Source organism: Streptomyces sp. NPDC059900 (genome assembly GCF_050270335.1).
In the GTDB taxonomy this organism is placed as follows: Bacteria; Actinomycetota; Actinomycetes; order Streptomycetales; family Streptomycetaceae; genus Streptomyces.
In genome coordinates this window covers 1-12,601 of the sequence record NZ_JBNNJZ010000230.1, presented here as the reverse complement: position 1 = coordinate 12,601, position 12,601 = coordinate 1, and the positions used below count along the sequence as shown (strand labels likewise).

General features: G+C 71.8%; 13 protein-coding genes. 8 read left to right on the top strand and 5 right to left on the bottom strand.

What is annotated here, in order from left to right:
• Window positions 1–77: 77 nt before the first annotated feature.
• Window positions 78–551, bottom strand: coding sequence for a carboxymuconolactone decarboxylase family protein (locus tag ACQKIP_RS26000; RefSeq protein WP_365863323.1), 474 nt, complete (start codon window positions 549–551; stop codon window positions 78–80).
• A gap of 171 nt (window positions 552–722) precedes the next feature.
• Between ACQKIP_RS26000 and sigJ the strand changes: the two genes are divergently transcribed.
• The 3 genes from sigJ (at window position 723) to ACQKIP_RS25985 (ending at window position 3,213) form a co-directional block, all read left to right on the top strand.
• Window positions 723–1,679, top strand: a complete 957-nt coding sequence (sigJ, locus tag ACQKIP_RS25995; protein WP_365863325.1) for an RNA polymerase sigma factor SigJ — start codon at window positions 723–725, stop codon at window positions 1,677–1,679.
• A 195-nt stretch (window positions 1,680–1,874) separates the two neighbouring features.
• Window positions 1,875–2,018, top strand: coding sequence for a hypothetical protein (locus ACQKIP_RS25990; RefSeq protein WP_365863327.1), 144 nt, complete (start codon window positions 1,875–1,877; stop codon window positions 2,016–2,018).
• Between the two features lie 139 nt (window positions 2,019–2,157).
• Window positions 2,158–3,213, top strand: a complete 1,056-nt coding sequence (locus ACQKIP_RS25985; protein WP_365863329.1) for a PucR family transcriptional regulator — start codon at window positions 2,158–2,160, stop codon at window positions 3,211–3,213.
• Window positions 3,214–3,235: 22 nt separating this feature from the next.
• On the opposite strand, the gene ACQKIP_RS25980 is transcribed toward ACQKIP_RS25985, so the two are convergent.
• Window positions 3,236–3,523 (bottom strand): DUF3040 domain-containing protein, encoded by a 288-nt coding sequence (locus tag ACQKIP_RS25980; RefSeq protein WP_365863330.1) that lies wholly within the window; start codon window positions 3,521–3,523, stop codon window positions 3,236–3,238.
• Window positions 3,524–3,723: 200 nt separating this feature from the next.
• Here ACQKIP_RS25980 and ACQKIP_RS25975 point away from each other — a divergent pair, with 200 nt between their 5' ends.
• Together ACQKIP_RS25975 and ACQKIP_RS25970 are read left to right on the top strand one after the other, a co-directional pair.
• Complete coding sequence (locus ACQKIP_RS25975; protein WP_365863332.1) at window positions 3,724–4,677, top strand: HAMP domain-containing sensor histidine kinase; 954 nt, start codon at window positions 3,724–3,726, stop codon at window positions 4,675–4,677.
• Between the two features lie 2 nt (window positions 4,678–4,679).
• Window positions 4,680–5,342, top strand: coding sequence for a response regulator transcription factor (locus tag ACQKIP_RS25970; RefSeq protein WP_365863334.1), 663 nt, complete (start codon window positions 4,680–4,682; stop codon window positions 5,340–5,342).
• 23 nt (window positions 5,343–5,365) lie between these two features.
• Here the strand turns inward: ACQKIP_RS25970 and ACQKIP_RS25965 are convergent, their stop codons facing one another.
• From ACQKIP_RS25965 to ACQKIP_RS25955, 3 genes are all read right to left on the bottom strand, one after another.
• A complete protein-coding gene (locus tag ACQKIP_RS25965; RefSeq protein WP_365863335.1) occupies window positions 5,366–6,802 on the bottom strand; it encodes a flotillin family protein in 1,437 nt (478 codons plus the stop codon).
• Between the two features lie 104 nt (window positions 6,803–6,906).
• A complete protein-coding gene (locus ACQKIP_RS25960) occupies window positions 6,907–7,422 on the bottom strand; it encodes a hypothetical protein (protein ID WP_365863336.1) in 516 nt (171 codons plus the stop codon).
• A 112-nt stretch (window positions 7,423–7,534) separates the two neighbouring features.
• Complete coding sequence (locus ACQKIP_RS25955; RefSeq protein WP_365863383.1) at window positions 7,535–9,544, bottom strand: NAD-binding protein; 2,010 nt, start codon at window positions 9,542–9,544, stop codon at window positions 7,535–7,537.
• Between the two features lie 368 nt (window positions 9,545–9,912).
• Between ACQKIP_RS25955 and ACQKIP_RS25950 the strand changes: the two genes are divergently transcribed.
• From ACQKIP_RS25950 to ACQKIP_RS25940, 3 genes are all read left to right on the top strand, one after another.
• Window positions 9,913–11,514, top strand: coding sequence for an NCS1 family nucleobase:cation symporter-1 (locus ACQKIP_RS25950; protein WP_365863338.1), 1,602 nt, complete (start codon window positions 9,913–9,915; stop codon window positions 11,512–11,514).
• Between the two features lie 83 nt (window positions 11,515–11,597).
• Window positions 11,598–11,963, top strand: a complete 366-nt coding sequence (locus tag ACQKIP_RS25945; RefSeq protein ID WP_365863340.1) for an ArsR/SmtB family transcription factor — start codon at window positions 11,598–11,600, stop codon at window positions 11,961–11,963.
• The coding region (locus tag ACQKIP_RS25940) for a cation-transporting P-type ATPase (protein WP_427744224.1) at window positions 11,953–12,601 on the top strand (649 nt) is incomplete at its 3' end. The genes ACQKIP_RS25945 and ACQKIP_RS25940, both read left to right, overlap by 11 nt.

Sequence of the window (12,601 nt, the reverse complement as noted above, 5' to 3'; positions counted from 1 at the left end):
GTGCTCGCTCCTGGAGTTGCTTCCGCTCGGGTCGTCTCGTACGGGTCGCCTCGCACGGTCATCTCGTACGGGTCGGCTCAGCCGAACTGGCCGACCTGGTAGTCGCCCGCGGGGCGCTGGCTGAGGACGTTCAGCCTGTTGAAGGCGTTGATGAGGGCGATGCTCGACACCAGGGCGGCGAGTTCGTCCTCGTCGTAGTGCTTGGCGGCGTCCGCCCATGCCTCGTTCGTCACGCCGCCTGCCGCGTCCGCGATGCGGGTGCCCTGCTCCGCAAGCTCCAGGGCGGCGCGCTCGGCCTCGGTGAACACCGTGGCCTCGCGCCAGGCGGCGACCAGGTGGAGGCGCACCGGGGACTCGCCGGAGTGCGCGGCGTCCTTGGTGTGCATGTCGATGCAGAAGGCGCAGCCGTTGATCTGGCTGGCGCGGAGCATGACCAGTTCGCGCGTCGAGGCGGGCAAGGACGAGTCCGCGATGGGCTTGCCCGCGGCCGCGATGTGCTTGACGATCTTGGCTGAGACCGGATTGGCGAGGAAGTCGAAGCGGGTGTCCATGGTGATCTCCTTGGTGGCGGCGCTCGGATGGTGTGCGTTCGTTCCCGCAGTGCCGACGAGGCAGCCCCGCGGAATGTGAGGCGGCACGCGAGCGACCGGGCGGCCTCACATTCCGGAGGGCTGCCTCGTCGTACGGGTGACGACAGATGTGGCCAAGGGAGCGGTGACACCATGGGGACCCAGTTCGAGCCCGGAGACGGCAGGAGCGATCCGAGCCGCAGGCCCGATCCGAGCCTGAGCGTGATCATGAGCGAGCGGCGTCAGCTGATCAATCTCGCCTACCGGCTCCTCGGCTCCCTGGCGGACGCCGAGGACGTCGTGCAGGAGGCCTACGTCCGCTGGTACGCCATGACCCCGCGGCAGCAGGAGGCCATCGAATCCCCCGGCGGCTGGCTGACCAGGGTCGCCGGCCGTATCTGCCTCGACCAGCTGCGCTCGGCGCGGGCCCGGCGCGAGAGCTACGTGGGCGAATGGATCCCGGAGCCGCTGCCCGACCACGCGGAGTGGACGGACGGGCGGCCCGGCGGTGCGACCGCCGATCCGGCCGACCGGGTCACGCTCGACGAGTCGGTGAACATGGCGTTCCTCGTCGTGCTCGAAGCCATGACCCCGGCCGAGCGCGTGGCGTTCATCCTGCACGACGTCTTCCGCTACTCCTTCGCCGAAGTGGCCGAGATCGTCGGCCGCAGTCCCGCCGCGTGCCGCCAGCTGGCCTCCTCGGCACGCCGGCGCATCCGCGCCTCGCACGCCCCCGCGACGCCGGCGGTCCGGCGCGCCGGGCTCGTCAGGGACTTCAAGCGCGCGTGGGAGACCAAGGACATCGACGCGCTCATCGGCCTCCTCGACCCGGATGCCACGGCGCTCGCCGACGGCGGGGGAGTGGTCGACGCCGCGCCCGTGCCCATCGAGGGAGGCGAGCAGATCGCGCGCTATCTGATCGCCGTCGCCGGTGACGTGCCCGAGCAGACGATCCTGGAGCGCACGGTCAACGGCCAGCCCGGCCTGGTGGTCCAGCACGGCGGGGTCACCACGTCGGTGCTCGCCTTCGACGTCGCGGGCGACCGGATCACGCGCTGCTGGGCGGTACGGAACCCCGAGAAGCTCCGGTCCTGGATCGAGACGGACTGACCCCGGCGCAGGGTGACCGGCTGCCCCGGCGATTTGGTGGCTTGTATCGCTTCAGTGCCTCTTTGCGATCTTTATCGTACGGTAAACTAACGATATGAGCCAAGGTGCTCTGTCGAGCGCGTAGTTGCTCGACATCCAAGCGGGCGACGATGATCGCCGACGGCCGGAGGGCGGGGGCAGGAGATGGGTCGCAGCATGCGCGCCGCCCGGCTCCCCGCGGCCGGTGCCGTCCGGGACCGCGCCGAAGTGCGCGCCCCCGGGGTCGTACGCATCGACAACTCCGCCCGCGACAGCGTGCCTGATACCGACGGCAGCCCAGCGAGCAACCCGCGCCACTGAACCCGCCCGGAGCCTCGACTCCCGGCGATCCGCGCCCAGTTGCCGCCACGCCCGCCCGTATGTCCTACGGAGTCGAGTGCCGCGTGCCCGCGTCGCACTGCCGTGTCTGCCCGGCCATCGACCCCACGAGGGAGAGCAGATGACCACCCGGGAGATCCCCGAGGAGATCCTCGACGGCTACGCCGAGATCCTCACCTGCGCCGCCGCCACCGGCCGCCGCCTGACCCGCGAAGAGCTGACGTCGCGCCGGACGCTCGGCGCGCAGGCCGCCAACGCCGGGTACGCGTGGCGTGTCCTCATACGCGAACACCTCAACGCCACCCGGATCCACCGCCCGGCGACCGGCGACCCCGACCATCTGCTCGCAACCGCCGAGCAGGCCATCGACGCCTTCGCCGAAGGCTACGAACGCGCACAGCGCCAGGTCGTACGCCAGGAGGAGGCCGCCCGGCGCGAACTGATCGACGACCTGCTGTACGGACGGGGGAACTTGGGCCGCCTCGCCGCACGGGCCGAACGGTACGGACTGCGCCTGTCCCACGCGCACGCGGTGGCCGTGGCCGAAGGACCGGCCGGCTACGACGAGACCGACCCCGTGGCACGCGACGTGGAGAGCGAACTGAACGCCCGGTTCGGCGACCGCCACATCCTGCTCACCACCAAGGACGGCCGCCTGGTGTGCATCGCACCCGCCCACCAGGACGAAGTCCTCGCCTACTTCGCCAAGCGGGCGCACGCCGCCACCGACGGCGGCCGGATCGCCGTCGGCCGGCCGCAGCCCGGAGCGGCAGGCATCGCCCACAGCTACGAAGAAGCCGTCAACACCCTGGAACTCGCGACGCGCATGGGCTTCGACGCACCCGTGCTGCGCGCCGCCGACCTGCTGGTCTTCCCCGTCCTGGCGCGCGACCGGCAGGCCCTGGTGGACCTGGTGCTCACCACGCTCGGGCCGCTGGAAGAGGCCCGCGGCGGAGCCGAACCCCTGATCGACACCCTGTTCGCCTACTTCGACACGGGGTGCGTGGCGGCCCGGGCGGCGCGGGACCTGTCGCTGAGCGTACGAGCCCTGACGTACCGCCTGGAGCGCATCCGCACCCTCACCGGGTCCGACCCGGCCGACCCCCTGGACCGCTACACCCTCCAGACCGCGGCCATCGGCGCACGGCTGCTCGGCTGGCCGGGCAGCTCGCTGTGAGGGCGACTGCGCCGTGACAACTTCACTGTGACGGCCGCGGGCGGTGTGGCCGGCGCTCCGGCGGGTCGAAGAGGTGTCCTGCCATGCCAGCCACGACCAGGCCGGTGGCGATGAGCAGACCATGGCCGATCGCGATGCCCGTACCCAGGCAGACCAGCGCGAAGGCGAGGACCGCCCAGGCCCGGCCGCGCCGGTACTCGCGCGGCCGGCGCGGGCGCCCGCCGGCCAGGGCTCTGGCGAACTCGGGATCCTGCCGTTCCAGCCGGGCCTCGATCTCGCCCAGCCGGTCGTCGTGGTCGAAGCGGGCCATGTCTGCGTCCCTCCGGTCGCCGGTACTCCACCCTCGCCCGAGGCGCGATCCGGCGGCCATCAGGGGCGACACCCATCTCGTCGGGGCTGTGACCTGTAGTTGTCCGGGTGAATGGGTGCTGGCCCCGATGGACAGAGCGGGTCCGGCAGGCGGAGCCTGAAAGATGCGGGAGCCGCCTGCACCGAGAAAGGACGTACCGCGTGTCCCTGTTCTGGCGGATCTTCCTGCTCAACGCCACGGTGATGGTCCTGGCCACCGGCCTGCTGCTGCTCGGGCCGGTCACCGTCTCCACCCCGGTCCTGCTCACCGAGGCCCTGATCATGGCCGTGGGGCTCGTCGCCATGCTCACCGCGAACGCCGCGCTGCTGCGGGTCGGGCTTGCCCCGCTCCAGCGGCTGACCAAGGCCATGACGACCACCGACCTGCTCCGCCCCGGCCGGCGGGCCGAGGTCGCGGGGCACAGTGAGATCGCCGATCTGATCACGACGTACAACACGATGCTCGACCGCCTGGAGGCCGAGCGGGCGGCCAGCAGCGCGCTCGCCCTGTCCGCGCAGGAGGACGAGCGCCGCAGGATCGCCCGGGAACTGCACGACGAGGTGGGACAGACGCTCACGGCGGTCCTGCTCGAACTCAAACACGTCGCCGACCAGGCCCCCGGCCCGCTGCGGAGCGATCTGCTGCACGTCCAGGAGACGACACGGGAGAGCCTCGACGAGATCCGCCGCATCGCCCGCAGGCTCCGGCCCGGCGTCCTGGAGGAGCTCGGGCTGACCAGCGCGCTCAGGGACCTCACGCGCGAGATCACCGCCCACGCGGGTCTCACCGTCAGACCGCACTTCGACAGTCCGGTGCCGAAGCTCGGACAGGCGGCCGAGCTGGTCCTCTACCGGGTGGCGCAGGAGAGCCTGACCAATGTCGTGCGCCACTCGGGCGCCCGGCACGTGGACCTCACCCTGCGCACCACCCCCGCCGGGGTGGACCTGCGGATCCGCGACGACGGCCACGGCATCGGCCGGGCCGCCGAAGGCGCGGGAATCCGCGGCATGCGGGAACGTGCCCTGCTCATCGGCGCCGGCCTCGACCTCACACCGCTGCCCGCGGGCGGCACCGAAGTGCACCTCCACGTCCCGGCACCACAAGGGAGCAAGTGACCATGGTCCAACCGGAAACGCCGACGAGGATCCTGCTCGCGGACGACCACGCCCTGGTGCGACGCGGCGTGCGTCTGATCCTCGACGCCGAACCCGGCCTGACCGTGGTCGGGGAGGCCGGTGACGGCGCGCAGGCCATCGAAATGGCCCGCGCCGAGGCCCCCGACCTGGTCATCCTCGATATCGCCATGCCCCGTCTCACCGGCCTCCAGGCGGCCCGCGAACTCTCCCGGCTCCAGCCCGGCGTGCGCATCCTCATACTGACGATGTATGACAACGAGCAGTACTTCTTCGAGGCGCTCAGCGCCGGGGCCTGCGGCTATGTGCTCAAGTCCGTCGCCGACCGCGACCTGGTCGAAGCCTGCCGCGCGGCCATGCGCGACGAACCCTTCATCTATCCGGGGGCGGTCAGCGCGCTGATCCGCAACTACCTGGACCGGGTCAGGAGCGGCGACAGGCTCCCCGCCAGGACCCTCACGGACCGTGAGGAGGAGATCCTCAAGCTCGTCGCCGAGGGTCATACGTCGCAGGAGATCGCGGACCTCCTCTTCATCAGCATCAAGACGGTCGAGCGCCACCGGGCCAACATGTTGCAGAAGCTGGGGCTGCGCGACCGTCTTGAACTCACCCGCTATGCGATCCGGGTCGGGCTGATCGAACCGTAACCGTGACCGTAGCCGCGGCCGGATCAGTCGGTGACGTCGATCTTGCCGTTGGCCTTGGGGGATGCCGGGTCGGACGCCGGGCTCGCGATGGACGTGCCGCCGGTGATGCCCTTGAGGAGTTCGGCGAGGTCGACTCCCGTGGTGGAGCTGAGGAGTTCGACGCCCTGGGCGACATTGTCGGCGACCGTACGGGACAGCTGGCTCGCCCCGTCGGTGGAGATCACGGTCATCTTGTCGACCGCGCTGAGCGGCTCGGACGCCTTGGCCACCACACTGGGCAGGACCTCCACGAGCATCTGGAGCACCGCCGCGTCGCCGTACTGCGCGAACGCGTCGGCCTTCTTGCGCATCGCCTCCGCCTCGGCGGCACCCTTGGCGCCGATCGAGGCGGCATCGGCCTCGCCCTCCAGGCGTACGGCGTCGGCGAGCGCGGCGCGCCGGGCCTTCTCGCCCTCACCGGTCAGGCGGGCCCGGTCGGCGTCTGCCTCGGCCTGCTTGACCAGGGAGACCCGGCGGGCCTCGGCCTCCTGCTCGGCCTGGTAGCGGGCCGCGTCGGCGGGCTTGCGGATCTTGGTGTCCAGTTCGCGGTCGGTCAGGGCCGCCTGCCGCTGGGCGACCTTCTCCTGCTCGGTGAGGACATCCTGCTGGCGGGCGGCCTCGGCGAGCGGTCCCGCTGCCCCCGCACGGGCGGCGGCCTCGTCCGTCTCGGCCTTGATCTCGGCCTGCTTGAGGTAGAACGTCCGCTGGGCGACGGCGATTTCCTCCTCGGCCTTCAGCCTGGCCTGCTCGGCGGCCCGCCGTGCGACGGCCTCGGCGATGTCCGCCTCCTGCCGGGCGCGGGCCGCCTCGGGACGCCCGAGGTCCTCGAGGTACGAGCCCTCGGTGGTGATGTCCTGGATCTGGAAGGCGTCGAGCACCAGGCCCTGCCCGGACAGGCTCGCCTCGGCCTCCTCGGCGACCTGCCCGGCGAAGGCCGCGCGGTCGCGGATGATGTCCTCCACCGACATCCGGCCCACGATGGAGCGCAGCGCGCCGGAGAGCACTTCCTGGGTGAAGCCGACGATCCCGCCCTGCTGGGCGAGGAACCGCTGGGCCGCGGCGCGTATGGAGTCCTCGGTGCCGCCGACCTTGACGATCGCGACGCCCTCCAGGTTGGCCTTCACGCCGCGCAGCGTGACCGCGCCGCGCACCGAGATCGGGATGTGCCGCGAGGAGAGGTCGAGCGTGAACTTCTGCTGGACGAACGGCACGACGAAGACTCCGCCGCCCACGACGACCTTCTGGCCGCTGTTGTCGGTGATGATCCGGCCGGTGTCGGGGTCGGTGGACTTCTTGCCGCGCCGCCCGGTCACGATGAAGGCCTCGCTGGGCCCGGCGACCTTGTAGCGGGTCACGACGACGAGCGCGAGCAGTACGAGGAGTACGACGACTCCGATGACGGCGGTCAGGACTGGACTCATGGTGAATTCCCCCCTGCCTCCCGGGGGCGGCAGATCGGTGATGTTGTACGCGGGCGCCGGGGCCAGGCGTCAGGTGCCGGGCCCGGACGTGGAGGGTGCGGTGGTCAGCGCTGCACGGGACGCACCGCGACCGAGGTCGGCGACAGTGCCGCCTCCACCCAGATCTCGGTGCCGCGGGTGACGGCCACGGCGCTCCTGGCGGCGAACTTCACCGGCTGGCCCGCCAGTTGGAGCAGCACCTCGCCGTACCCGTCGGCCGGGATCGCGGTGACCACGGCACCCGGGGTGCCCACGAGATCGTCGCCCCGCGGAGTGGCGGCGGTCTGATCCCGCATCAGGGCGCGGCTGAACCTCCACGTGAGCCAGGCAGCTCCCACACCGACGCCGGCACCCATGGCGGTGGCCGCGGCTGCGCCGAGCCCGGTCGTGCCGAGCACGATCGCGCCGCCGAAGCCGAGCATGGACACGAACCCGGCAATGACGGGAAGGGACAGCAGCCCGTCGAAGAGCCCGTCGAGGACTCCCGCGCCGTCGAAGAGCCCCTCGAGAACCCCGTCGAAGACGAGGGAGAGGACCAGCAGGGCGATTCCCGCGATACCAAGCCCCAGAAAGACGTTCACCGGAGCACCTCCCCACTTGCCGGATGTCTCGGTGAGGTGAGGATCGTCCCATGCGGGGGAGTTGGTCCGCATTGCCGTGACCCGGCAATGAAGAGGGTTCTTCGATGCCGGTCTACGCGTCGCCGGAGCCCGTCCGGGCGCGGGTGTGCCGGCCGAGGATCTCGGCCAGGCCCTGGCGAGTGGCGGCCAGGACGACACGGTCCTGGGAGCGCAGCACGTAACCGGGGTGGAGGTCCCAGACAAGGCCTGCCGGGCGGTCGGTGTCGTCGTCGGGGCGCGAGGCCGTCAGGTCGGGGAGGCGTTCGTCGGGTGCGGCGGAGTCCAGGGCGATGACCCGCCAGACGCCGGGCCGGAACGACTCGGCGATGGTCCGCCCCTCGAGGACGGGGTTTCCCGCGACGTCGAGGGCCGCGAAGAGCAGCACCCGCCGCTCCACGGGGATCGCGCCCAGGATCTGCCGGCCCATCATGGCTCCGGCGAACGCGGGGGCGGCCAGGGTGGAGACGCTGCGGCTGCGGGTCAGGGCGTGCGGGTGGGCGGCGCGCAGGGTGCGGTAGACGGCGGTGGCGAACGTGTCGTCGTACAGCCTCAGGGCCACGCGGACCTGGGGCTTGATCGAGCGGGCGTACAGGGCCGCTTCGAGGTTGGTGGTGTCGATGCTGGTGAGGGCGAGCAGTGCGTGCGCACGGTGGATCTTGGCGGCCTCCAGGACGCCTTCGTCCGTGACGTCGCCGATGACGGTGGGCACGCGCAGGCGGCGGGCGAGCGGGACGCCGCGCGCTTCGGGGTCCTCCTCCACGCACACCACGGGGATGCCCAGTTCGCGCAGCCGGGCCAGGACGCGGGTGCCGATCTTGCCGAGGCCGAGCAGGACCACGTGGCCGGAGAGACCGCGCGGCGGACGGCGCAGCGAGGACGCGGTGCGGAAGGTGCCGAGCGCTTCGAGGACGGCGGCGAGCAGAACCGGCAGGAGGAGCAACCCGGCGAGTCCGGAGAGGAGTTGAAGGATCTGCCGTGCGGTGGACTGGCCGATCGCGGGGTCGTCGATGGCGAACAGATCGAGCAGCGTCAGATAGGCGGCGGCCAGCGGGTGGGCGTTGCTGGTCAGCCAGTTCGCCACCGCGAGGCCGAGCACACAAACCAGGAGCCCGGCCACCGACCAGCGCAGGCGGGGCGAGAAGAGCGAGCCGAGCGGAAGTCCGCGCCTGGAGAGGCGGCCGGAGAAGGGGCCGGAGAAGCGGCCGGGGAAGCGGCCGGACAGGCGGCCCGGCGGCCGGTCGGGCCCGGCGTGCGAGACGGCCTTGAGGATCACCGTGCCCCGGCCGGCGGCTGCGGTGACCGTGCTGTCGTCGGGCAGCAGCAGCGGCCCGTCCTGCCCGCCGTCGTCCGAACCCTCGGAACCCGCAGGGTCGTTGGTGGTCGACGAGAGCAGGGCGAGCGTGCACAGGCCGGGGTCGGAGGTCGCTCCGCGGTCCGTCGGAAGGCGCTCGACGGCGCGCAGGAGCAGTCCGTCGGCCTGGACAACCTTGCTGGTGCCCGCGACGGCGGTGGCCGCGAGGGCGGGAGCCGCGGTGTCGGCGTCGGACAGGACGGTGGTGGAGGCGTTCACCTCGTCCGGATCAAGGCCGGGGAAGGCGACGGCGGCCGCCTGGTCGAGAAGCTCCTCCAGGTGCTGGCCCAGCTTGCGGTTGTAGAGCCGGATCACGATCCGCAGGCGGGGGTTGAGGCGGCGGGCGACGAGGGCGGCGTGGATGTTGGTCTCGTCGTCGTCATACACCAGGGCAAGGGCGGCGGCGTCCTGGACGCCCGCTTCGACGAGGGCCGCCTCGTCGGGCTCCTGTGCCTCCAGGATCCGGGGGACCTCGGGCCGGTTCGCGCCGCCGTCGCCGCTGTCGCCGCCATCACCGGCGCCGGACGCACCGCCCGGCGTACCGGCGGCGCGCGCCATGACGGCCTGCATCCGGCCGAGGAGGGCGGTGGCACGCGCCCGCCCGGCCGGACCGGACCGCGGACCGTCGGCCGGCGGCGCGGAAGGGACGAGGACCGTGACCTGCTCGCGGTACACCGAACGCAGCTCGGCGGCGAGCCGCTCGGCGAGCGCGTCGTCGCCGCACACGATCATGTGGCCGCTGTGCGGCGGCTGCCGCGCCTGGCCGGGAAGCGGGGCGCGGCCGTTCGGCCGGCGTCCGCCGTCGTCCGGGCGGCGGCGGACGGCCTGCGGGTTCCCCTGGCTCACGACTCGTCCTCCCCGAAGCCCACGCCGCGTGACGCCGACCCACGATTGATCATGGCGACAAAGGTAGTTGGGGTACGCCTCTGGCGCGATAAGGCCCACGGGGAGCAGGATTGTCGGCGCCGCCGACCGGAGAAACCGGCGAATGAGCCAGTTCTGAAGCCTCTCCCGCACTCAGCAGAACTCACCCGCACCACCACAATCAGCCGTACCTGAGCCGAGTTGACGCGCGTGGACCCGTGTAAAGGAGCCTGGGCATGGATTTCGGACGCGGCAGGGAACCCGGCAGAGCATCCGGCGCGGGACCCGGCACAGAACCGGGCGCGGGCCCCGGCCCGGCATCGCAGAGCGTCGCCGGTGACGGCCGCGTCGAACTGCGCCCCGGCGCCTTCCCGGAGCACAGCCGCTTCGCCAACGACGACCTCAAGCCCATCCCCGTCGCCGAACGCCACTGGAGCACCTACAACTTCGCCGCCCTGTGGGTCGGCATGGCCCACAACATCCCCTCCTGGACGCTCGCTTCGGGCCTCGTGGCCCTCGGCATGGACTGGCGGCAGGCCGTCTTCACCATCGCCGCCGCCAATGTGATCGTGCTCCTGCCGATGCTCCTGACCGGACACGCGGGCCCCAAGTACGGCATCCCGTTCCCCGTCCTGGCCCGCGCCTCCTTCGGCCTGCGCGGCGCGAACCTGCCCGCGCTGATCAGGGCCGCCGTGGCCTGCGGCTGGTTCGGCATCCAGACCTGGATCGGCGGCCAGGGGATCTACGTACTGCTCGACAAGGTCTTCGGCGGCGCGTGGAGCGACGAGTCGCGGATCGGCGGCTACCCGTGGCCGCTGTGGCTCTGCTTCGTGCTCTTCTGGGCCCTCCAACTGGCCATCATCTACCGGGGGATGGAGGCCCTGCGGCGCTTCGAGAACTGGGCCGCGCCCTTCGTCCTCGTCGGCGCCGTCGTGCTGCTCGTATGGATCTCCGACCAGGCGGGCGGCCTCGGCCCGCTGCTCGACCAGCCGTCCGCCCTCGGCTGGGGCGCCGACTTCTGGCCGGTGTTCTTCCCCGCGCTGATGGGCATGATCGGCTTCTGGTCCACGCTGTCCCTGAACATCCCCGACTTCACCCGGTTCGGGAAGGGGCAGCGGGCCCAGGTGTGGGGGCAGACCCTCGGCTTGCCGACCACCATGACCGCGTTCGCGCTCCTGTCCGTCCTGGTCACCTCCGGTTCGCAGGCGGTCTACGGCGAGCCGATCTGGGAGCCCGTCGACCTCGCGGCCAAGGCCGACAGCGTCTTCGGCCTCCTCTACGCCCTGGTGACGGTCCTGGTCGCCACGGTCTCCGTGAACATCGCGGCCAACGTGGTCTCACCGGCGTACGACCTCGCGAACCTCGCCCCGAAGGTCGTCAACTTCCGTACCGGCGCGCTGATCACCGGTGTGGTGGGCGTGGTCATCTTCCCCTGGAAGCTGATCGAGACGCCCGAGCTCTACATCTTCGTCTGGCTCGGTGTGGTGGGCGGACTGCTCGGCACGGTCGCCGGAATCCTGATCGCCGACTACTGGGTGGTGCGCAGGACGGCCCTTGACCTCGCCGACCTGTACCGGCCCGAAGGGCGCTACTGGTACACGGGCGGCTGGAATCTGCGGGCCGTCGCCGCCTTCGTGGTCGGGGGCGTGCTCGCCGTGGGCGGCTCGCACTCGGCGCCGGGCAAGGGGCCCTTCCCCGAGGACGGCCTCATCCCCCTGCTGAAACCGCTCGCCGACTACGGATGGGCGATCGGCCTCGCCTCCGCGCTTGTCGTCTACGTGGCGCTGATGACGACGGGCGCGCGCGAGCGCTCCGGCGGACACCGGCAGGCGTCCTAGGGCTCCCCTGACAGGGACCTAGACTGGACCCTCGCGTACGAGAGGCCCGTACGCGCGAGTCCGGGCGCGGAGGGAGGACGACCGTGGAAGCAGGCGGTACCGGCTTCGACGACCCGTCGGCCGACGTCCTCGCCGAGGCGGCAGCGGCCTTCGGCCTGCTCGCCTCGTCCGCGCGCCTGCACATCGTGTGGGCGCTCGCCCAGGGCGAGAGCGACGTGACCGGTCTCGCCGAGCGCGTCGGCGGCGCGCTGCCCGCGGTCAGCCAGCATCTGACCAAACTGAAACTGGCCGGTCTCGTACGCTCCCGGCGCGAGGGCAGGCGACAGGTCTACTTCGTGGACGACGCGGACGTGGTGACCGTGGTGCGGCTCATGGTCGGACAGCTGACCGACCGCACCGAACGAGAAGCTCGGTCCCCCGGACGCGGGCTCCGCGGCCTTGGTGCCTGAGGCCGCTGCCGGTGGGCTCACCTCGCTCGAGGTGCTGCGCCAGGTGGACAGCGGACCGCGCGGTCTGACGGACGCGGAGGCCGAGCGGCGCATCGCCACCTTTGGCGAGAACACCCTTCCCGACCGGCGCCCGGTGTCGTGGCCGCGGCTCTTCGGCCGCAGCCTGCGGGACCCCTTCACCGCGGTGCTGCTCTGCCTCGGCCTGGTGTCGGCCACCGTCGCCTCCTGGGGCACCGCCTGCGTGATCCTGTGCCTGGTCGTGGTCAGCGGAGTGCTGCGGACGTCCGGCGAGTACCGCGCCGACCGGTCCATGGCAGCCCTGCGCGCCCTGGTGGCCACCACCGCGACCGTGCTGCGCCGGGCGGAGCGGGACCAGAGCCCCGAGGAGCGGGAGATCCCGGTCGCGGATCTCGTGCCGGGGGACGTGGTGCGGCTCGGCGCCGGTGACCTTGTCCCCGCCGACGTACGGCTGCTTCGGGCGAGCGGTCTGAGCGTGCGCCAGGCCGCGCTGACGGGGGAGTCGGCGCCGGTGCCCAAGGCCGCCGCCGACCTGCCGGGGCCGCGGCGCCGCACGGGTGTCTTCGAGCAGCCTCTTATATTATTACAGTGCTGCTGCGTCTCGTGTGTGTTGGATATGT